Below are 18,799 nucleotides of genomic sequence, written 5' to 3'. Positions count from 1 at the left end.
CAGAGCCAGCATTGACGAATCGTTTGCCGGTAAGTTGGGTTAACTCAAATCCGGCCTGAAAAGGTTATCGGTACAACCGGGGTAAACTTGAGACCAAAAGCCAAAAAAATCAGAATAACGTGGAGATATCTTTCATATCCTGACCATAGGCTTTCACCACTTTTTCACCCATGTTTTTGAACTGCTGGATCATCCCCACCAGCTTCTGTGCATATTTCGGATCGGTCGCGTAACCCGCCGCCTGCAAGGCCTGGGCGCCCTGCTCCGGTGATGCTGCCGTGGTGACGGCGGCGTAGCGCGGGTTGTTGCTCAGCAGCTTGACGTAGTCGGTCAGCGCGTCGAAGTAGGAGTCATAAACGCGGAACTTCTGCTTCACCTTCTTCGCTTCGCCGTTCTCATATTCGGTGGTCATTACGTCGGTGGTTTTGCCCTGCCAGCTGCCCGTAGCTTTGATGCCAAAGACGTTATAGCTCGGCTTACCGTCACGCGTCAGGATCTGGCGCTGCCCCCAGCCGGATTCCAGCGCCGCCTGGGCGAGGATCAGGTGATGCGGAATTCCGCTCTGCTCGCTGGCGGCTTTTGCCGGCTGCGACAGCTGGGCGATAAAGTCGCTGTTATCGCCGGAAAGCGGCATTTCGCTGGCGTTGAAGCGCGGAACCGCTTTACGCACCATCTGTTCCATCGCCAGCGGCGGCAGCGTGTTGATAAAGGCTTTATCCAACGGCATAGGCACCGTTCCGGCTTTTTCGTCCGGGGCTTTCTGCGTTTCCATCTGCTTGACGATCATATCGGCCAGCCCTAACCCCTTCGAGGCGATCTGCTGGCCGATCTGCTGGTCATACATTGAGGTGTACAGCCGCGTCTGTTCGGTGCTTAGCATGCCGTCCTGCGGCAGCGCCTGACGCATGCTTTTCAGCATCATCTGCACGAACATCCCTTCCACCTGCTTAGCAACCTGCAGCGCATGCGCTTTCGGATCGCTGCTGGCAAGGCGCTTCAGGTTGTTAAGCGAGCGGCTGTCATACGCCGCGCCCATCATCGACTGGCTGTTGTCACTCATCAGATAATTTCCAGTTTGGCGTGCAGGCAACCGGCACTCTGCATCGACTGTAGAATGGACATAAGATCGATTGGCGTTGCACCCAGCGCATTCAGGGCGCGCACCACGCTGTTGAGATTGGCGCTGGCATTCACGCTCTGCAACGCTCCGCCGCTCTGGCGCAGATCAATCTGTGTCTGTGGCGTCACCACCGTCTGACCGCCGCCAAACGGCGTGTTCGGCTGGCTGACGTTCTGAGTCTGATTCACCGTCACCGACAGGTTGCCCTGCGCCACTGCACACTGGCTCAGCATCACTTCGCGGTTCATCACCACCGAGCCGGTGCGCGAGTTGATGATCACTTTGGCATCCTGAATCGGCACGGAGACGTCGATATTCTGAATATCGGCCAGCTGGCGCACCTGCGAGGTGCTGTTAGCGCTGCTGCGGATCTGAATGGTGCGGCCATCCAGCGCCTGCGCCATGCCATAGCCGCCGCGGCTGTTGATGGCGTCGCTGATGCGCTGCGCCATGCTGAAATCTTCCTGATTAAGGAACAGGTTAATCACGTTGCTGCTGCCGAAGTTGTTTGGCAGCTCACGTTCAATGGTGGCGCCACCGGTAATGCGCCCGCCGTTCACCTGGTTGACCTGCACGCTGCTGCCACCGGCGGCGGCACTGGCTCCGCCGATCAACACGTTACCCTGCGCCAGCGCATACACCTGGTTATCCACGCCTTTCAGCGGAGTCATCAGCAGCGTACCGCCGCGCAGGCTTTTGGCGTTACCCATAGAGGAAACCACCACGTCCACCACCTGCCCCTGGCGACCAAAGGCCGGCAGCTTGGCGGTAACCATCACCGCCGCGACGTTTTTCAGCTGCATATTGGTGCCGGCGGGGACGGTGATCCCCAACTGCGACAGCATGTTGCTCAGGCTCTGAGTGGTAAACGGAGTCTGGGTAGTCTGGTCACCGGTGCCGTCCAGCCCCACCACCAGGCCGTAGCCGATCAGGGAGTTATCGCGCACTCCGCCAACGGTAGTGAGATCGCGAATACGATCGGCCTGCGCCAGGGCGCTGATCCCCATCGTCAGCAGCAAAGCAAATCGAATCAGTACATTACGCATGAAAACCTCTTACATCGGTGATATGTTCAGGAAGAACCGCTGCAGCCAGCCCATGGTTTGTGCTTCATTGATGTAGCCGTTACCGACGTACTCAATGCGCGCATCCGCCACCTGGGTTGATACTACGCTGTTGCTGGCGCTAATCGTGCGTGGGTTAACCACCCCGGAGAAGCGGATAAACTCAGTTCCCTGATTAATCTCAATCTGTTTCTCACCGACCACGCTCAGGTTGCCGTTTGGCAGTACCTGATTGACGGTAACGGTAATCGTACCGGTAAAGGTGTTATTGGCCGTTGCGCCACCCTTACCGGCGAAATCATTTTTACCGGCCCCGGCGAAGGTGGTTTTGTCACCGCCCAGCAGGCCAGCCAGCGCGTTCGGCGTGGCGGTCAGCCCGAAGCTGCTGCTGCCGTCACGTCCGGCATTGGCAGAAGAACTCTTACTCGCGCTGACGTTTTCCTGCAGCGTGATGGTTAATGTGTCGCCAATATTACGCGGGCGTCGATCCTCAAACAGCGGCTGGTAGCCGTAGTTCATTGGCATCACACCCTGAAAAATAGAGCCGTTGACCACCGGCGGAGAAGCAGGCAGCGGCTGAGCCGTTGTCGAACCTTCTACCAGAGGCTTACGGGGAACTAACGCACAACCGTTAAGCGTCAGCAGCATCGCGGCTACTAACAAACGTCCAGGCAATGAGATCTGCTGCGCCATGGAAATGAACCTTTCATTACGTGAATATTTTATTAACGGGCCGGGCAGTAAAGCCCGGCACCTGCGACGGTCAAGCTCTCCGTCGTATTACAGCTGGGTCAGCTTCGCCAGCATCTGGTCGGAAGTACTGACGGCCTTACTGTTAATTTCGTAGGCGCGCTGGGTCTGGATCATGCTTACCAGCTCTTCTGCGACGTTAACGTTTGAGGTTTCAACGTAGCCCTGATACAGCGTACCGGCCCCGTTGTTGCCCGGGTTACTTTCGGTTGGCGCACCGGAGGCCTGAGTTTCCTGGTACAGGTTCTCACCCATACTTTCCAGGCCGGCATCGTTGACAAAGGTGCTCAGGGTCAGCTGACCGACCTGCACCGGGTTCGTCTGGCCCTGCTGCGTGACGCTCACTACGCCGTCACGGCTGACGGTCATGCTCAGCGAGTTCGCCGGGATGGTGATGGCTGGCTGCACCGGGAAACCGGCGTTGGTCACCAGCTGGCCATTCTGGTCAGTCTGGAAAGAGCCATCGCGGGTATACGCCGTGGTGCCGTCCGGCATCAGGACCGAGAAGAAGCCCTGACCGTTAATCGCCACGTCTTTAGACGAGTCGGTCTGCGACAGGTTGCCCTGATTGTGCAGGCGCTCGGTGGCAACCGGACGCGTACCGGTACCAATCTGCAAGCCGGAAGGCAGCGTGGTCTGATCGGATGACTGCGCACCCGGCTGACGCATGGTCTGGTACATCAGGTCTTCAAAGACCGCACGCTGACGTTTAAAACCGTTGGTACTGACGTTGGCCAGGTTGTTGGCGATAACGTCCATATTGGTCTGCTGAGCGTCAAGGCCGGTCTTGGCAATCCATAAAGAACGGATCATCTGTTTATTCCTCTGATCAGCCCATTGACAGCAGCTGGTTGGCTTTTTGTTCGTTCTCGTCAACGCTTGAGATCACTTTCATCTGCATCTCAAAGCGACGGGCGTTGGCGATCATATCGACCATGGTCTGGGTGGTGCTGACGTTGCTACCTTCCAGCACGCCAGGCATCACTTTCATCGTCGCGTCCAGCGGCAGCGTTGCGCCGCGGGTAGTCTGGGCAGCGGCAGTGAGACGGAACATGCCGTCATCACCGCGCTGAAGTTCGCTACCGCTGGCTTTCACCAGCTTCAACTTGCCCAGCTGTACCGTGGCATTTGGTGCATCGCCCGGATTCAGCGCGGTAATGGTACCGTCAGCCGCGATGGTGATTTCCGAACCCTGCGGCACCGCAATCGGCCCGCCGTCGCCCATCACCACGTTGCCCTGCACGGTAAGCTGCCCGGCCGGGCTGACTTCCATATTGCCGTTGCGGGTGTAGGCTTCAGTGCCGTCAGCGGTCTGCACCGCCAGCCAGCCGTCACCCTGCATCGCCACATCCAGCGGGCGCTCGGTATAATCCAGCGCGCCCTGGCTCATATCCGATCCCGGCGTTGAAGCCGTGACCAGCGTACGGGTAGGCAGAGATAAGCCTTCCACCGGCACCGCGCGCGCGGCATTCAGCTGTGCGCGAAAGCCCGGCGTAGAGGCGTTGGCGAGGTTGGCCGCCGTCACTGCCTGCTGATCGAGGGTCTGACTGGCAGCCCCCATTGCGGTATATATCGCGTGATCCATTGAACTCCCCTGTTAACCGTATTAACGCAGGTTGACCAGCGTGTTGAGGATCTGGTCCTGAGTTTTGATGGTCTGCGCGTTCGACTGGTAGTTACGCTGCGCCACGATCATGTTCACCAGCTCTTTACTCAGGTCGACGTTGGAGGACTCCAGCGCACCCGCCGTCAGCGTACCGAGGTTACCGGTACCGGCGATACCGGTCAGCGCCTGGCCAGAGGAAGCACTGGCAGACCAGACGTTGTCGCCTTCCGACTTCAGCCCTTCCGGGTTAGCAAAGTTCGCCAGCACGATCTGACCCAGTACCTGGGTTTTTTCGTTCGAGTAGTTACCGACCAGCGTACCGTCGTCATTGATCTGGTAGCTGGTCAGGTCACCCGGGGCATAACCATTCTGCGTTGGGTTACCAAAAGTGGACCCACCGTTGTTCTGCTGCAGGCTGCCGGTGATATCCACAGTGAACGGGCTGGCGGTGACGCTGCCACCTTTGTTGTCCATGGTCACGCTAATCGCTTTGGCGCTGGCGGTGGTCAGGGCGCCGCTGGTATCGAACACCAGGTTAGTGGTGGTGTCGGTGGTGGACGGGTCAGTAGCAGAGGCATCCTGCGCGTGAACGGTCCAGCTGTTGTCCGCAGTTTTGACGAAGTACATGTTGATGGTGTGCTCGTTGCCCTGCGAGTCATACGCGGTCAGCGAGGTTTTTTTGTCATAGGTCGACGTGTCGGAGGCGTTAAACGCACCGGTGGTCGCGGCAGAGGAAGAGTTCAGCGTGGCAGTCAGTGACGCGGTGCTGGTCATCTTGGCCGGCATGGACGCTTCAGGAATGGTCAGCGCCACCGGGTTAGCACCGGTCTGCACGGTGGCCGGGTTGCCGGATGCCGGGTAGCCGGTCAGCTTCAGGCCCTGCATGTTCACGATGTTGCGATCCGCGTCCAGCGTGAACTGGCCGTTACGGCTGTAATAGACCGCGCCGCTGGTGTCGGCCATACGGAAGAAGCCTGCAGAGCTGATCGCCACGTCAAGACCGCGGCTGGTGGTGGTGGTGGTACCGTCACCAAAGTCCTGCACCACAGCAGCCACTTTGGTGCCGAGGCCGACTTTAGAACCGGCAAACATATCGGCAAACGCGACAGTGCTGGATTTAAAGCCCGCGGTGGCGGAGTTGGAGATGTTGTTACCAATAACGTCAAGGTTGCTGGACGCAGCGTTTAAGCCACTGACCGCCTGTGAAAAGCCCATGTTGTCACTCCTGAAGCAAAATTAGTGGATTAAACGATCTGACGAACGTTAGCCAGGGTTGTCGTGCCCATGGTGCCGAGGTCGAGCACCGCACCGGTAGAATTTGTGGTTACGCCGCTGACGTAGGCGTAGTTCAACGGCTGTGCGACCAGCTGGCCGGTAGCGTTGCTGGCAGCGATAGACACGGTATATTTGCCGTCTGCCGCGGTGGTGCCATCCGCCGCTTTGCCATCCCACTGGAAGGTATGAACCCCTGCAGTCTGTGCGCCAAGGTCAATGGTCTGAACCACTGCGCCGCTGGCATCTTTAATGGTGGCGGTGGTGCTGGTTGAGGCCTGAGCCAGTTCCACCCCAAACGGCGTGGTGGTGCTGCTGCCGACCAGGATCTGCGAACCGTCTACCATCACACCGTGGCCAATCAGGGTCGATGCCTGCAGCGACTGGCCGCTGGTGATCTGCCCGGAGATGGAGCCCAGCGTGGTGTTCAGCTTCTCAATCCCGCTCAGGGTATTGATCTGCGCCAGCTGAGAGGTCAGCTGACTGTTATCCATTGGATTGGTCGGATCCTGGTTCTGTAGCTGGGTGACCAGCAGCGTCAGGAAGTTACTCTGGAGATCCGCTGCTGAGGTATCAGAGCTGGATGAAGAGTTCGTTAGCGTGGTGGTCGCCTGTTTTTCGTTTACGCCTACAGCAATACTCATTGGGAAGCTCCTTATTGGCCCAGCGTTAAGGTTTTCATCATCATCTGTTTAACGGTGTTTAAAACCTCAACGTTGGCCTGGTAGCTGCGCGAAGCTGACATGGTGTTCACCGTTTCCCCTACGACATCCACGTTCGGCATCTTCACGTAGCCTTTGGCATCCGCCATCGGGTTACCCGGCTCGTACACCAGGCGCGCGGGCGCCGGGTCGTCGATCACCTGAGCGACCTTCACGCCACCGGTCGGTGAACCCGGCATCGCGTTAGTCTGGAAAACCACCTGCTTCGCGACGTAGGGCTGACCATCCGGCCCGGTGACGCTGTCGGCGTTGGCCAGGTTACTGGCGCTGACGTTCAGACGCTGTGACTGTGCAGCCATTGCCGAACCGGCAATATCAAAAATGTTCAAAAGTGCCATAACTTATTGCCCCTGTAGCACGGACATCATGCCTTTGATCTGACTGCTGATCATGGTGAGATCGGTCTGATATTTCAGGCTGTTATCTGCAAACTCGGTACGTTCCCGGTCCATGTCAACCGTGTTTCCGTCCAGCGCAGGCTGGTCAGGAATGCGGTACATCAAATCCATGGATGGGGGTTGAAGCGTTTCTGCAGGAATATGGCGTGCCGACGTGACCGCAAGCTGTAGCCCGGAACCCTGCGCCCGCCCCTGTTCCATCACCTTGTTCATCTGGCTGGCGAAATCGATATCGCGCGCCTGATAGCCTGGCGTGTCTGCGTTCGCGATGTTGGATGCCAGGATCTCCTGCCGCTGTGCGCGCAGGTTCAGAGCTTCGGTGTTAAACCGTAGTGCTGCGTCCAGTTTGTCGAGCATGCGTCCTCCGCAAGTGAGAATTTAGAGCTGACAGCATAATCTCGGGGTGGGAAGGCCTATCGTTTGAATAGCGCTAAAAATGGTCGCTAATTTGCGCCTTGACATCGCACCCGCGAGGGTAGAATCGCTGCCATGTTGATAAAAAAGAGGGGGCGCCATGCGTGGAGCCACACTGCTGTTAAGCGCGCTGCTGAGCCTGGCGAGCGTCACCGCCACTGCTGGCGATCTCAACGCACAGCTCAACCAGTTTTTTAAAAACCGCTATGGGGAAAACGGCCAGGGTGCCGATAACCTGAGCGTGGTGGTGAAGACACCGCAGAATATGTGGCCCGCCTGTGATGCGCCGCAGTTCTCCCTGCCGGGCAACAGCCGCATGTGGGGCAATATCAGCGTCGCGGCCAACTGTGATCAGAACCGCCGCTATATTCAGGTGCAGGTGCAGGTCAGCGGCAGTTATCTGGTGGCCACCCGCCAGGTGCCGCGCGGAACCGCTATCGCCGCTGGCGATCTGCGTATGCAGCAGGGCCGCTTAGATACTCTGCCCGCCCGCACGCTGATGAAAGCTGAAGATGCGGTAGGTGCCATTACCCTGCGCGATATCAATCCCGGCCAGCCGGTAACCCAGATGATGATGCGCCAGCCGTGGCGCGTAAAAGCCGGGCAGATGGTCACCGTGACCGCCAGCGGCGACGGCTTCAATATCAGTAGCGAAGGCAAAGCAATGAACAACGCAACGGCCCTGCAGTCGGTCAGGGTACGCATGAGCTCCGGCCAGATTGTGATGGGCAAAGTCGACTCGGATGGGAATATTCTGATATCGCTATAAACCACTAAAGAAGGCATCAGTTCTGCCGATAGTGTTAATAACAGCCGTAGTACTATTAGAATATTGAGCATCAGGCGTAGTCACACCTGAGTTAACAGGAGCCAGATATGAGCATCGACAGAACCCAGCCACTGAACCCGGCCAGCACCGTTCAACAACGCGATACTAATGATGTTGCCCAGCCGAAGGCTCGCGCAGCGGAAAGCAAAACCACTGAAACTGCCGGCACCCAGGTGGTACTGAGTGGCGCACAGTCACAGCTGACCAAGGCCAGCTCACAGGACATTAATACTGCCCGCGTGGAAGAGCTGAAAACCGCTATTCGTAACGGCGAACTGAAGATGGACAGCGGCAAAATCGCCGACGCACTGATTCAGGAAGCTAAAGACTCACTGCAAGGTAATTAACTCAATGGATAAGCTGCTCAACACGCTTGATAAAATGCTGGAAGTTCTTTCGTCGCTGGCCGATGTGATGAATGCGGAGCAAGAACAGCTCTCGGCGGGTCAGGTCAACAGCAGCTTATTGCAGCGAATTACCGAGGATAAAAGCTCGCTGCTTGCCACCCTGGACTTCCTGGAAAAAATGCGCCGCGATGAAGAAAAAGCGGCCGGGCTGCACGTGCCCTACAGCCGCCACCCGGAACTGGCGAGACGCTGGTCATCGATTCAGGATCACACGGTAAAATTACGCGATACCAATCTACACAACGGTATGCTGCTCAATCATCAAATCAGTCATAACGAGCATGCGTTGCAGGTACTGAAGCCTTATCAGTCACAAAAATTTTATGGCCCCGACGGCCAGGCGATCCACAGCGCGCCCGTCAGCCGTAAAGCGTAATTATTGTCAGACTTTACCCCGCCGCGCCTGCGCTGCGGGGTTTTTCTGTTTATGCCACGGTGCGGCGGGCAAAATCACGCGGGCGGAAACCTAACAGGCCCAGCACGGCAAAGTAGACGCCGCCACCCACCGCACAGACCGCTGCCAGACGGATTAACCGCCACAGCATGTTGCCGTTAGCCCAGTCAGGCATCAGATAGAGCACGCCGACCAGCGCCGCCGCCATCGCCACAACGGCGAAAAACAGACGCACCAGGAAACTCGCCCAGCCCGGCTGCGGCTGGAAAATATCCTGCTTGCGCAGCTGCCAGTAAAGCAGCGCGGCATTCAGGCAGGCCGCCAGACCGATCGACAGCGACAGTCCGGCATGCTTCAGTGGACCAATAAATGCCAGATTCATCGCCTGGGTTGCCAGCAGCGTGAAGAGAGCAATCTTCACCGGCGTCTTGATGTTCTGCCGCGAGTAGAAGCCCGGAGCCAGCACCTTCACCACGATCAGCCCCATCAAACCGACTGAATAGGCCACCAGCGCACGCTGGGTCATTGCGGCATCAAAGGCGGTAAATTTGCCGTACTGAAATAGCGCAACGGTCAGCGGTTTTGCCAGAATCCCTAACGCCACGGCGCTCGGCAGCGCCAGCAGGAAACAGAGGCGCAGGCCCCAGTCCATCAGGCGCGAATACTCTGCCTGGTCGCCGCTGGCAAAACTCTTCGCCAGCGACGGCAGCAAAATAGTGCCCAGCGCCACGCCCAGCACCCCGGAGGGAAACTCCATCAGGCGGTCAGCGTAGTACATCCACGACACCGAGCCGGAAACGAGGAACGAGGCGAAAATGGTATTAATGATCAGCGAGATCTGGCTGACCGACACGCCAAGGATCGCCGGCCCCATCTGGCGCATCACGCGCCACACGCCCGCATCCTTCAGGTTAAGGCGCGGCAGCACCAGCATGCCGATTTTTTTCAGATGCGGCAGCTGATAGCCAAGCTGTAATACGCCGCCGGCGACGACCGCCCAGGCCAGCGCCATCACCGGCGGGTGGAAGTGCGGTGCGGCAAACAGCGCAAAACCAATCATGCTGACGTTGAGCAGCGTCGGGGCAAACGCCGGGACCGAAAAACGGTTCCACGTGTTGAGGATCGCCCCGGCCAGCGAAGCCAGTGAAATCAGCATGATATACGGGAAGGTCACGCGCAGCAGCGATGAGGTCAGTGCGAACTTATCGGCGGTATCTGCAAAGCCGGGGGCAGTGACGAGGATCACCCACGGGGCAGCAAACATCCCCAAAATCGTGACAATCGCCAGCGCCAGCGTCAGCAAGCCGGAAACATAAGCCACAAAGACGCGCGTGGCTTCTTCACCCTGTTTACTTTTGTATTCGGCGAGAATAGGAACAAACGCCTGGGAGAACGCCCCCTCGGCAAAGATGCGTCGCAGCAGGTTAGGCAGCTTAAACGCGACGAAAAAGGCATCGGTTGCCATCCCGGCGCCAAATACGCGCGCGACAATCGCGTCGCGGGCAAATCCCAGCACGCGTGAAAACAGGGTCATTGAGCTGACCGCTGCCAGTGATTTCAACAGGTTCATGTCTTTCCTGGTTCTGGATAACGGACCGGGGAACCCCGATCGTTTTTTGATGCGGATAGTCTACTGAAGTAAAAGGAAATAACCATAGCGGTTTGTTACCGGGTATATCGAGGATCGCGTAAGGGTCGACCTTTTTTTCGCGGTCGACCCGAATCCATCCTGCCTCGGGCCGACCGGAAAAGAGGGGCGGCCCCTACAGGAAGGCAGGTTGTAGCCTATTCCCGCTCGGCTTCACGCCATAATTTCTCCACCAGCCGCTGCGCCATCAGCGCCTGCTCGCCGCTGGTTTGCGGCATTGTCTGATTTTCTGCGCAGCGGATGAAATGGTGCGCCGCGCCGACAAATCCGCGCTGCTCCAGCGTGGTTTGCCAGCCGGGGATCGGGTCGATGGTCACGACGCCCGCCTGCTCCTGCTGCCAGTCACGCATCTCGCTCAGCTGGTAGACCGCGCCATCATCGACCGCCATCACTCGCTCCATCTGGCTTCCGGCGCGACGATGCATACTGGTGGTCACCTGCGTCCCCCCCACGCTAAAATGGTGTTCGGCGTAGAGCATCTGCCCGCTGTCGTTGGTCTGGATCGTGCCGCTTTGCAGCTTACCCTCCCCGCCGCACAGCCACAGCGCGCTATCGACCACGTGCAGATAATCATCCAGCAGGGTAAACAGCAGATCGTTGGGCCCGACGCTGTCGCTGCGATGTTTATCCATGCGCAGTGACGCAGGCTGTTGCAGTGCCGCCTGCAGCTGCAGATAACGCGGGGCAAAGCGGCGGTTAAACGCCACCATCAGCTTGCGCCCGCGCTTTTCCGCCAGCTCCACCAGCCGCTCGGCTTCGCTTAGCGTAGCGGCGAGCGGCTTATCAACGCAGACATCGACCCCCGCGCGCAGCAGTCGATTAACGATCTCATAGTGGCTGGCGGTGCTGCTGTGGACAAACACCGCATCGCTGGCGGCGGCGAGATCGTCCAGCGATGCGTGCAGCGGAATGCGGTAGCTGTCGCAGACCGGGCGCGCTTTTTGCTGATTGGGCGAAAATGCCCCGGCAATCTGCCAGCCGTCGGTGCGGGTTACCACCGGCAGCCAGGCTTTCTGCGCAATGCCGCCCAGCCCGACGATGCCCACTTTCAAGCCGCTCATGTGCCCTCCCCCTCTGCCAGCAGTGTGGATAGCTGCTGTTGCAGCGTGGCGACCTGCTGTTCCAGCAGCTGTACCCGCGCTTCCAGCCCGCTGTCCGTTTCCGGCTGCGGGCTGGCGGCCAGGCTCTCATCCACCTCTCCGCTGAACAGGTGCATATAGCGGCTTTCACGCTTGCCCGGCTCGCGCGCCAGCCGCACGACCAGCGCACCGTCTTCGCGCTGCGTCAGTCGCTCCAGCGTCTGCTCCACTTCGTTCATATCGGCAAAGTCATGCATGCGCGAACTGCGCGTGCGCAGCTCGCCCGGCGTCTGGGCGCCGCGCAGCAGCAGCGTGGCGACCACCGCCACCTCTGCCGGGGTGAACTTGAGCTGACCAAACTCCGAGTTGCAGAAACGCTGCTCATATTTCACCACCCGGCTACCAAAGCCGTTTAGCGCGGTGAGCTGATGTTTTTTCACCAGCAGGTCGAGTGTGTTCTGCACCTCGCTATCGCTCAGTGACATTACCGGCTCGCGGTTAGACTTCTGGTTACAGGCGGTCACCACGCCGTTCAGCGACATGGGATACTGGTCCGGGGTGGTGACCTGCTTTTCCAGCAGGCAGCCAATCACCCGCGCTTCAGCGGCGGTAAAAGGGGATTTGATCATGTGAAATTACACTCCGCGCCGGTCCGGCGTCCATTCGTGGGAGGTCAGTGCCGTCAGGACATGATCCTGCCAGCGTCCATCGATCAGCAGGTACTCTTTGGCATAACCCTCTTTTTCGAAACCGAGGCGCGCCAGTAAATTGCCGCTGCGCTGATTATGCGGCATATAGTTAGCCATAATGCGGTGCATGCGCTGCTGCCGCTGCATATAGCGAATTGCGCTTTGCAGCGCTTCGAACATCATCCCCTGCCCCTGCCACTTCTCCCCCAGCGAATAGCCGAGGTAGCAGGCGTGAAACGAACCGCGCAGCACGTTGCTAAAGTTCGCTACGCCGCGCACTTCATTCTCATCCGGGTCCATCACCGCAAAGTAGAAGGCACTGCCCTGCTTCTGCATCTCAGCAATCAGCCCCAGCCGCGCCTGCCATCCGGAGGGATAGCAGTGGCTCTCATCGCGCACCGGTTCCCACGGTTTAAGAAAAGCACGGTTTTCAGCATAGTAATCAGCCAGCCGCCAGGCATCACGTTCGTTGACCAGACGAATCACCAAACGATCGGTAGTCAGGCGCACTTTAGGTGCAGCAGTACGATAGCCAAACATCATTTCTCCTGAAACACGTGTCTGGAAAGCATTGTGAGTTGGGGAGTGAGACCGCGCACCACGGCGCGTCACTCTACTCGTTTCACTATAACCGCCATCCCGTTTGCCGGTAATACGCTGCCGCATAAAAAATGGCATAATCCACGAAATTAAGCTTAAAACCTCGCCATACCCGCCCCTGCGGTTGCCCTTCTGCGGGTTCTCTTCCATACTTTCATAATACATTCAGATAATTGATGTTAATTCATCGATATCGCAAAAGAAGGAATTGATAGTGAAACTCTATATCTATGAACACTGCCCGTTCTGTGTAAAAGCCCGCATGATCTTCGGCCTGAAAAACCTTCCGGTTGAGCTGGTGGTGATGTTGAACGATGACGAAGCGACGCCCACCCGCCTGATTGGTCAGAAAATGGCGCCGATTCTGATGAAGGAAGACGGCAGCTGCATGCCGGAAAGTCTGGATATCGTGCACTATATCGATCGTATCGATCGCGAGCCGCTGCTGACCGGAAAAACCAATCCGGCCATCACCGACTGGCTGCGCCATATCAACAGCTATGTTAACAAGCTGCTGATCCCGCGCGTGGCGGAAGCGCCGTTTGCCGAGTTCGCCACGCCGGAAGCGCGCGACTACTTCAAAAACAAAAAACAGGGCACTTATGGTGATTTTTCCGAGCTGCGCGAACACTCGGCGGGCTGGATTAAAAACGTCAATGATGACCTGCGCAAGCTGGATAAGCTGATCGTTAAGCCGAATGCCGTCAGCGGCGAGCTGTCGCTGGACGACATCCATCTGTTCCCACTGCTGCGTTCGCTGTCGCTGGTAGCCGGTATTGAGTACCCTTCCCGCGTGGCGGATTACCGCGATAACATGGCTAAACAGACGCAAATCAACCTGTTATCCTCTGTCGCTTCCTGATATTGCCGGGCCAGCTTTTGCTGGCCCGACACATTCCGTTGTGCTTTCCCCCTGCCGGTTAAGCGTTGTCCTGGTGACGAATGCCGCCCGGTGGTGCATGCTATTCGCTGCCCGGTAGGGTCGACCGGTGAATAAAACAGAGGAATAACATGAAGAAGACACTTTTTGGTCTTGGTGCGCTGCTATTAGCAGGCTTAGTCACCGGCTGTAATCAGATTGCCCAATACAGCATCAGCGAGCAGGAAATTAATCAGGCGCTGGCGAAACACAACAATTATGAGAAGCAGATTGGCGTGGCCGGGCTGGCCGATGCCCATATCACCCTGACCGACCTCAGCAGCCAGATTGGCCGCGAGGAGCCGAATAAAGTCACGCTGATCGGCAATGCCAAAGTGAATATCACTTCCCTGTTTGGCCCGCAAAAAGCGGATATGAAGCTGACAATGAAAGCACAGCCGGTGTTTAACCAGCAGGAAGGGGCTATCTATCTGAAAGATATGGAGCTGGTGGATGTGCAAGTGCAGCCGGAAAAAATGCAGGGCGTGCTGAAAACCCTGACGCCATATCTTAATGAGTCGCTGAAAAGTTACTTCAACCAGAAACCCGCTTACGTGCTGAGTACCGACCGCAGTAAGGCCGAGTCGCTGGCCAAACGCTTCGCCAAAGGGCTTGAAGTGAAGCCGGGCGAGCTGATTATCCCATTTACTGACTGATCGTCTGATAACGCTGCGGCTTGCGCGCAGCGTTTTTTTTCCGCCTGCGTATAAAGCAGGTGCATTCACCGCGCTTTATCATTAATCTTTATACCCGGCTAAAAACAGCTATTCCACCCCTTTGCCGGAGCAGATCGCATGACCGCACAACCTCAAGAATTGATTATTCGCCGCCCTGATGACTGGCATATCCATCTGCGCGATGGTGAGATGCTGGAGGCCGTGGTGCCGTTTACCAGTGAGGTCTGTGGCCGCGCCATTGTGATGCCTAACCTCGTTCCGCCGGTGACCAGCGTTGCCGCTGCCCGCGCCTACCGCGAGCGCATCATGGCTGCCGTTCCGGCCGCGCACGCCTTTACGCCGCTGATGACCTGCTACCTGACCGACGGCCTGGATCCGAACGAAATCGAAACGGGCTTTCATGAAGGGGTGTTTACCGCGGCGAAACTCTACCCGGCGCATGCCACTACCAACTCCGCGCATGGCGTTACCAGTATCGCGGCGATTGCTCCGGTGCTGGAACGCATGCAGAAGATCGGTATGCCGCTGCTGATCCACGGCGAGGTGACCGATGCCCATATCGATATCTTTGACCGTGAGGCGCGTTTCATTGAAAGCGTGCTTGACCCGCTACGCCAGCAGTTCCCGGAGCTGAAGGTGGTGTGCGAGCACATCACCACCAAAGAAGCCGCTGCTTATGTGCTGGAAGGCAATCGTTTTCTTGCGGCCACCATTACCCCTCAGCACCTGATGTTCAACCGCAACCATATGCTGGTTGGCGGCATTCGCCCGCATCTTTACTGCCTGCCAATCCTTAAGCGCAACATCCATCAGCAGGCGCTGCGCGAGGCGGTTGCCAGCGGGCACTCACGCTTTTTCCTCGGTACTGATACCGCACCTCATACCCGCGACCGTAAAGAGACCAGCTGTGGCTGTGCCGGCGTGTTCAACGCCCCGTCTATGCTGAGCGCTTATGCCACGGTGTTTGAAGAGATCGGCGCGCTGGCGCATTTTGCCGCCTTCTGCTCCGAAAATGGCCCTAACTTCTACGGACTGCCGCTGAATGAAGGCACCCTCAAGCTGGTGCGCCAGCCGTGGACCGTGCCGGAAAGCGTACAGGTCGGTAACGATGGCCATACGCTGGTGCCGTTCCTGGCCGGCGAGACGCTGAACTGGCGCGTCGAGAGTTAACCTGTCCAGCGGGACGACCAGAAAAGCGGTCGTCCTCTGGGGCCCCCCTGAAATGACTGCTATCGCTAATCGTCCGCTAACCGGTCTGAGCTCAGCCTGAGCACGCCGGAACGGCAAAAGACGCTCCCTGCGGGCCTCGGCACGCGGCATCCCTGCCGCGTGACGTCCGGCTTACCTCAGGCCAAGCTCATCCCCCACTATCATCGTGCTCGCTGTGGGTTCTAAACCGCGACGCTGAGGCTTTGGGTGGCAGGAGGGAGGGCTGATTGCAGCAGGCCCACGGCCAGGGATGGCCGTGAGCCAGGCTACAGGGATGTATTCATGCCGGTGCGGAAAGCAGTCCTCCCTCATGGAACCTGACGCCTGTCATCCCGCGATGATATTCAGATCGATGTTTATGGCGATCCCTCAGCGGGCGTCCCCGGCATTTCACTGCTCCAGTAATAATATTTGCTTACGCCGGTATTACTGTATATATTTACAGTAATTCAACCGGAGGCTATCATGCGTATTGAAGTCACTGTAGCAAAAACCACTTCCCTGCCTGCGGGCGCGATTGACGCGCTAACGCAGGAGCTTAGCAAACGAATCGATCAGCATTTTCCGGATGGCAGCAATACCATTTCGGTACGCTACGCCAGCGCCAATAACCTGACGGTGATGGGCGGTGGTAAAGAAGCCAAAGATCGCATCACCGATATATTGCAGGAAACCTGGGAAAGCGCCGACGACTGGTTTATTACCGATTAAGCGCTGCGCTTTCGACCGCTTGTGCCGTTTTTGCCGGATACGCTATCCGGCTTTTTTATGCCCAATTATTACCCCGCAACACCGATAGACGGCGCAGGCAGAATAACCTATTCTGAGGCGGTGATTAATTACTGAGGTTTTTTTCATGGCTGCCGATAATCCAGAAGAGGCAATGACATTTGGTGAGCTGCTGGCAATGATCGCCGAGCAACAGCGCCGCCTGACCGTATTAGAAAATGCGTTTTCTACGCTGTCATTTTGCCTTGATGACAAAGCTAACCAGCTGTTAATCCACAGCTTACGCCTTGAAGGGCAAAACCAGAATCGTGATGAACAGCTACAGCAGCATTTCATTCGGCTGGCGCTGGAGCTGGAAAAACGTTTGGGTTCACCATCAGTAGAATCTGATAGTCAGCCCTGAATAATCCTTCTTTTACTCTTAACGTTGATTATTTACCAGGCTCCCGGCTTAATAAGCGTGCCAATAACATCCGATATTGACCCAGGCTAAAATTTAATCCTGCGAAAGAGAGAATTGCTGTTATAATGACATTGCTCCATGGAAAAAAAGCCGCATTGAACCTCGAAAAATCACTTGGTTACCCTAAATAATTCGAGTTGCAGTAAGGCGGAAAATGAGCAAATCCCGATGAGCCTGCATCAGTCAGTGATTCGGGTGAGCCAGAGAAGCCAAGGCACCTGCAGCTTGAAGTATGACCGGTATCGTCATTATTCACGAGTTATAGGGGGTTTTAATGGACAGAAGTAAAGAAGTCATCCAGACACATCCCCTCATCGGATGGGATATCAGTACTGTAGACAGCTATGATGCCATGATGATCCGTCTGCATTCGCTCTCTTCTAATCAGCAGCAAGCCGAAGATGCCGATGTAGGCCAGACTTACTGGCTGACCACTGATGTTGCCAGACAATTTATCTCCATTCTCGAAGCTGGCATTGCCAAGATTGAAGCGACCGATTACCAGGATCGTGATTACAAGAAGCACTAATTCGCTCAACGTTTCGCCTAAGGGCACCCACAGCAGGGTGCCTTTTTCATGCCCGCAATAATTTGCTATTCTGCTGCCCTCTCCTGAAAAAAAAGAGTGCTGCAAATGGTTTACGATTTAATTGTGGTCGGCAGTGGTTCCGTAGGGGCTGCCGCCGGATGGTATGCCACCCAGGCCGGCCTGAAGGTACTGATGATCGACGGTCACCATCCGCCGCACCGCGAAGGCAGCCATCATGGTGAAAGCCGCTTAATTCGTCACGCTTACGGTGAAGGTGCGCGCTACGTACCGATGGTGCTGCGTGCCCAGCAGCTGTGGGATGAGCTGGAGCAGCAGAGCGGTGAACGCATCATGCAGCGCAGCGGCGTGCTCAACTTCGCGCCGCAGGAGTCCGAATTTATTCAGAACGTGATGCAAAGCGCGCAGCAGTACCAGCTTGAAGTGCAGATCCTCAACAGCGACGAGATCGTGCAGCGCTGGCCGCAAATCAGCGTGCCGCAGGGCTATATCGGCGTTTTTGAACCCGGCTCCGGCTATCTGAAATCCGAAGTGGCGATTAAAAGCTGGATCCGTCTGGCGAAAGAAGCCGGCTGCGCGCAGCTGTTTAACTGCCCGGTCAGCCAGATCGACACGCTGGACGGCCTGCAAACCGTCACCACGGCAGACGGGATTTACCAGGGGCGCAAGCTGCTGCTGAGTGCCGGCACCTGGGTGAAAACGCTCTACCCTGCTCTGCCGGTCGCGCCGGTGCGCAAGGTCTTTGCCTGGCATCAGGCTGACGGCCGCTACAGCGAGAACAACACATTCCCGGCATTTACCGCGCAGATGCCGGACGGCACCCACTATTACGGCTTCCCGGCGGATAATAACGCCATTAAAATCGGAAAGCATGAAGGCGGACAGCCGATCGACTCCCCGGCAGGCCGCAAGCCGTTTGGTAGCGTGGCGGCGGACGGCAACGAACTGTTTGGCTTCCTGCGTCAGTTCTTACCCGGGGTCGGCGTCTGCCTGCGCGGTGAAGCCTGTACCTACGATAACTCACCGGATGAAGACTTTATTATCGACCGCTTCCCTGGTGAAACCGATCGCATGATCATTACCGGCCTGAGCGGGCACGGGTTTAAATTCGCCAGCGTGCTGGGTGAAATCGCCGCACAGTTTGCTCAGGGTAAAAGCAGCGAGTTCGACTTAACCCCGTTCTCTTTATCGCGCTTCGCCTGACGTTCGTCAGCAACGTTAAACAATAAAAAAAGGCTCACAGTTCAACTGTGAGCCTTTTTA

At 57.2% G+C, this 18,799-nt stretch carries 23 protein-coding genes; 10 read left to right on the top strand and 13 right to left on the bottom strand.

The genetic code is table 11. The features are described from left to right. Nucleotides 1-109: 109 nt before the first annotated feature. The 9 genes from flgJ to flgB all read right to left on the bottom strand — a co-directional run bounded on the left by flgJ (nucleotide 110) and on the right by flgB (nucleotide 7,289). A complete protein-coding gene (gene flgJ / locus ID864_RS01190) occupies nucleotides 110-1,060 on the bottom strand; it encodes a flagellar assembly peptidoglycan hydrolase FlgJ (protein ID WP_048916403.1) in 951 nt (316 codons plus the stop codon). Then, nucleotides 1,060-2,166: a flagellar basal body P-ring protein FlgI gene (locus ID864_RS01185; protein WP_048916404.1), complete on the bottom strand. Its 1,107-nt coding sequence runs from the start codon at nucleotides 2,164-2,166 to the stop codon at nucleotides 1,060-1,062. The genes flgJ and ID864_RS01185 overlap by 1 nt, the downstream gene beginning before the upstream one ends. Nucleotides 2,167-2,175: 9 nt before the next feature. Continuing rightward, entirely contained in the window at nucleotides 2,176-2,877 is a 702-nt protein-coding gene (locus ID864_RS01180) for a flagellar basal body L-ring protein FlgH (RefSeq protein ID WP_048916405.1), read from the bottom strand. A gap of 87 nt (nucleotides 2,878-2,964) precedes the next feature. Next, nucleotides 2,965-3,747, bottom strand: a complete 783-nt coding sequence (gene flgG, locus ID864_RS01175; RefSeq protein ID WP_048916406.1) for a flagellar basal-body rod protein FlgG — start codon at nucleotides 3,745-3,747, stop codon at nucleotides 2,965-2,967. A 16-nt stretch (nucleotides 3,748-3,763) separates the two neighbouring features. Further along, nucleotides 3,764-4,519: a flagellar basal body rod protein FlgF gene (locus tag ID864_RS01170; protein ID WP_048916407.1), complete on the bottom strand. Its 756-nt coding sequence runs from the start codon at nucleotides 4,517-4,519 to the stop codon at nucleotides 3,764-3,766. 21 nt (nucleotides 4,520-4,540) lie between these two features. Beyond that, nucleotides 4,541-5,755 (bottom strand): flagellar hook protein FlgE, encoded by a 1,215-nt coding sequence (gene flgE / locus ID864_RS01165; protein ID WP_048916408.1) that lies wholly within the window; start codon nucleotides 5,753-5,755, stop codon nucleotides 4,541-4,543. 29 nt (nucleotides 5,756-5,784) lie between these two features. Then, on the bottom strand, nucleotides 5,785-6,456 hold the full coding sequence (gene flgD / locus ID864_RS01160; RefSeq protein WP_062818135.1) for a flagellar hook assembly protein FlgD: 672 nt from the start codon (nucleotides 6,454-6,456) through the stop codon (nucleotides 5,785-5,787). 11 nt (nucleotides 6,457-6,467) lie between these two features. Then, the gene (flgC, locus tag ID864_RS01155; RefSeq protein WP_048916410.1) at nucleotides 6,468-6,872 is read right to left on the bottom strand and encodes a flagellar basal body rod protein FlgC; all 405 of its coding nucleotides are present in this window, start codon (nucleotides 6,870-6,872) and stop codon (nucleotides 6,468-6,470) included. Nucleotides 6,873-6,875: 3 nt separating this feature from the next. Beyond that, on the bottom strand, nucleotides 6,876-7,289 hold the full coding sequence (gene flgB, locus ID864_RS01150) for a flagellar basal body rod protein FlgB (RefSeq protein WP_048916411.1): 414 nt from the start codon (nucleotides 7,287-7,289) through the stop codon (nucleotides 6,876-6,878). Between the two features lie 157 nt (nucleotides 7,290-7,446). Between flgB and flgA the strand changes: the two genes are divergently transcribed. The 3 genes from flgA to flgN all read left to right on the top strand — a co-directional run bounded on the left by flgA (nucleotide 7,447) and on the right by flgN (nucleotide 8,958). Beyond that, entirely contained in the window at nucleotides 7,447-8,115 is a 669-nt protein-coding gene (flgA, locus tag ID864_RS01145) for a flagellar basal body P-ring formation chaperone FlgA (RefSeq protein WP_048916412.1), read from the top strand. A 107-nt stretch (nucleotides 8,116-8,222) separates the two neighbouring features. Continuing rightward, on the top strand, nucleotides 8,223-8,522 hold the full coding sequence (gene flgM / locus ID864_RS01140) for a flagellar biosynthesis anti-sigma factor FlgM (protein WP_048916413.1): 300 nt from the start codon (nucleotides 8,223-8,225) through the stop codon (nucleotides 8,520-8,522). Between the two features lie 4 nt (nucleotides 8,523-8,526). Beyond that, the gene (gene flgN, locus ID864_RS01135) at nucleotides 8,527-8,958 is read left to right on the top strand and encodes a flagellar export chaperone FlgN (RefSeq protein WP_191149281.1); all 432 of its coding nucleotides are present in this window, start codon (nucleotides 8,527-8,529) and stop codon (nucleotides 8,956-8,958) included. Nucleotides 8,959-9,007: 49 nt separating this feature from the next. On the opposite strand, the gene murJ is transcribed toward flgN, so the two are convergent. The 4 genes from murJ to rimJ all read right to left on the bottom strand — a co-directional run bounded on the left by murJ (nucleotide 9,008) and on the right by rimJ (nucleotide 12,932). Further along, the gene (gene murJ, locus ID864_RS01130; RefSeq protein ID WP_191149280.1) at nucleotides 9,008-10,546 is read right to left on the bottom strand and encodes a murein biosynthesis integral membrane protein MurJ; all 1,539 of its coding nucleotides are present in this window, start codon (nucleotides 10,544-10,546) and stop codon (nucleotides 9,008-9,010) included. 215 nt (nucleotides 10,547-10,761) lie between these two features. After that, the gene (locus tag ID864_RS01125) at nucleotides 10,762-11,685 is read right to left on the bottom strand and encodes a Gfo/Idh/MocA family protein (RefSeq protein WP_191149279.1); all 924 of its coding nucleotides are present in this window, start codon (nucleotides 11,683-11,685) and stop codon (nucleotides 10,762-10,764) included. Then, nucleotides 11,682-12,332 carry a DUF480 domain-containing protein gene (locus ID864_RS01120; RefSeq protein ID WP_191149278.1) on the bottom strand — a complete coding sequence of 217 codons (651 nt, stop codon included), beginning with the start codon at nucleotides 12,330-12,332 and terminating at the stop codon, nucleotides 11,682-11,684. Before ID864_RS01120 ends, ID864_RS01125 begins: the two co-directional genes overlap by 4 nt. A 6-nt stretch (nucleotides 12,333-12,338) precedes the next feature. Further along, nucleotides 12,339-12,932: a ribosomal protein S5-alanine N-acetyltransferase gene (gene rimJ / locus ID864_RS01115; protein WP_191149470.1), complete on the bottom strand. Its 594-nt coding sequence runs from the start codon at nucleotides 12,930-12,932 to the stop codon at nucleotides 12,339-12,341. A 274-nt stretch (nucleotides 12,933-13,206) separates the two neighbouring features. Here rimJ and grxB point away from each other — a divergent pair, with 274 nt between their 5' ends. From grxB to solA, 7 genes are all read left to right on the top strand, one after another. Next, nucleotides 13,207-13,854, top strand: coding sequence for a glutaredoxin 2 (grxB, locus tag ID864_RS01110; protein WP_048916419.1), 648 nt, complete (start codon nucleotides 13,207-13,209; stop codon nucleotides 13,852-13,854). Nucleotides 13,855-14,003: 149 nt separating this feature from the next. Beyond that, on the top strand, nucleotides 14,004-14,567 hold the full coding sequence (locus tag ID864_RS01105; protein ID WP_048916420.1) for a lipoprotein: 564 nt from the start codon (nucleotides 14,004-14,006) through the stop codon (nucleotides 14,565-14,567). Nucleotides 14,568-14,705: 138 nt separating this feature from the next. Further along, nucleotides 14,706-15,758 carry a dihydroorotase gene (gene pyrC / locus ID864_RS01100; RefSeq protein WP_048916421.1) on the top strand — a complete coding sequence of 351 codons (1,053 nt, stop codon included), beginning with the start codon at nucleotides 14,706-14,708 and terminating at the stop codon, nucleotides 15,756-15,758. Between the two features lie 504 nt (nucleotides 15,759-16,262). Beyond that, on the top strand, nucleotides 16,263-16,508 hold the full coding sequence (gene dinI / locus ID864_RS01095; protein WP_048916422.1) for a DNA damage-inducible protein I: 246 nt from the start codon (nucleotides 16,263-16,265) through the stop codon (nucleotides 16,506-16,508). Between the two features lie 145 nt (nucleotides 16,509-16,653). After that, nucleotides 16,654-16,929, top strand: coding sequence for a hypothetical protein (locus ID864_RS01090; RefSeq protein WP_048916423.1), 276 nt, complete (start codon nucleotides 16,654-16,656; stop codon nucleotides 16,927-16,929). Nucleotides 16,930-17,263: 334 nt separating this feature from the next. Next, on the top strand, nucleotides 17,264-17,518 hold the full coding sequence (gene bssS, locus ID864_RS01085) for a biofilm formation regulator BssS (protein ID WP_048916424.1): 255 nt from the start codon (nucleotides 17,264-17,266) through the stop codon (nucleotides 17,516-17,518). 105 nt (nucleotides 17,519-17,623) lie between these two features. Beyond that, nucleotides 17,624-18,739 carry an N-methyl-L-tryptophan oxidase gene (gene solA, locus ID864_RS01080; RefSeq protein ID WP_048916426.1) on the top strand — a complete coding sequence of 372 codons (1,116 nt, stop codon included), beginning with the start codon at nucleotides 17,624-17,626 and terminating at the stop codon, nucleotides 18,737-18,739. Nucleotides 18,740-18,799: the final 60 nt, after the last annotated feature.

The organism is Erwinia aphidicola (genome assembly GCF_014773485.1).
Classification (GTDB): domain Bacteria; phylum Pseudomonadota; class Gammaproteobacteria; order Enterobacterales; family Enterobacteriaceae; genus Erwinia; species Erwinia aphidicola.
The sequence above is the reverse complement of the archived record's forward strand: the minus strand, read 5'-3'. Positions and strand labels throughout refer to the sequence as shown.

Excerpts from the sequence above, each read along its gene's own strand:
- flgJ (WP_048916403.1), bottom strand. The coding sequence starts at position 1,060 with ATGAGTGACAACAGCCAGTCGATGATGGGCGCGGCGTATGACAGCCGC.
- ID864_RS01185 (WP_048916404.1), bottom strand. The coding sequence starts at position 2,166 with ATGCGTAATGTACTGATTCGATTTGCTTTGCTGCTGACGATGGGGATC.
- ID864_RS01180 (WP_048916405.1), bottom strand. The coding sequence starts at position 2,877 with ATGGCGCAGCAGATCTCATTGCCTGGACGTTTGTTAGTAGCCGCGATG.
- flgG (WP_048916406.1), bottom strand. The coding sequence starts at position 3,747 with ATGATCCGTTCTTTATGGATTGCCAAGACCGGCCTTGACGCTCAGCAG.
- ID864_RS01170 (WP_048916407.1), bottom strand. The coding sequence starts at position 4,519 with ATGGATCACGCGATATATACCGCAATGGGGGCTGCCAGTCAGACCCTC.
- flgE (WP_048916408.1), bottom strand. The coding sequence starts at position 5,755 with ATGGGCTTTTCACAGGCGGTCAGTGGCTTAAACGCTGCGTCCAGCAAC.
- flgD (WP_062818135.1), bottom strand. The coding sequence starts at position 6,456 with ATGAGTATTGCTGTAGGCGTAAACGAAAAACAGGCGACCACCACGCTA.
- flgC (WP_048916410.1), bottom strand. The coding sequence starts at position 6,872 with ATGGCACTTTTGAACATTTTTGATATTGCCGGTTCGGCAATGGCTGCA.
- flgB (WP_048916411.1), bottom strand. The coding sequence starts at position 7,289 with ATGCTCGACAAACTGGACGCAGCACTACGGTTTAACACCGAAGCTCTG.
- flgA (WP_048916412.1), top strand. The coding sequence starts at position 7,447 with ATGCGTGGAGCCACACTGCTGTTAAGCGCGCTGCTGAGCCTGGCGAGC.
- flgM (WP_048916413.1), top strand. The coding sequence starts at position 8,223 with ATGAGCATCGACAGAACCCAGCCACTGAACCCGGCCAGCACCGTTCAA.
- flgN (WP_191149281.1), top strand. The coding sequence starts at position 8,527 with ATGGATAAGCTGCTCAACACGCTTGATAAAATGCTGGAAGTTCTTTCG.
- murJ (WP_191149280.1), bottom strand. The coding sequence starts at position 10,546 with ATGAACCTGTTGAAATCACTGGCAGCGGTCAGCTCAATGACCCTGTTT.
- ID864_RS01125 (WP_191149279.1), bottom strand. The coding sequence starts at position 11,685 with ATGAGCGGCTTGAAAGTGGGCATCGTCGGGCTGGGCGGCATTGCGCAG.
- ID864_RS01120 (WP_191149278.1), bottom strand. The coding sequence starts at position 12,332 with ATGATCAAATCCCCTTTTACCGCCGCTGAAGCGCGGGTGATTGGCTGC.
- rimJ (WP_191149470.1), bottom strand. The coding sequence starts at position 12,932 with ATGTTTGGCTATCGTACTGCTGCACCTAAAGTGCGCCTGACTACCGAT.
- ID864_RS01105 (WP_048916420.1), top strand. The coding sequence starts at position 14,004 with ATGAAGAAGACACTTTTTGGTCTTGGTGCGCTGCTATTAGCAGGCTTA.
- pyrC (WP_048916421.1), top strand. The coding sequence starts at position 14,706 with ATGACCGCACAACCTCAAGAATTGATTATTCGCCGCCCTGATGACTGG.
- dinI (WP_048916422.1), top strand. The coding sequence starts at position 16,263 with ATGCGTATTGAAGTCACTGTAGCAAAAACCACTTCCCTGCCTGCGGGC.
- ID864_RS01090 (WP_048916423.1), top strand. The coding sequence starts at position 16,654 with ATGGCTGCCGATAATCCAGAAGAGGCAATGACATTTGGTGAGCTGCTG.
- bssS (WP_048916424.1), top strand. The coding sequence starts at position 17,264 with ATGGACAGAAGTAAAGAAGTCATCCAGACACATCCCCTCATCGGATGG.
- solA (WP_048916426.1), top strand. The coding sequence starts at position 17,624 with ATGGTTTACGATTTAATTGTGGTCGGCAGTGGTTCCGTAGGGGCTGCC.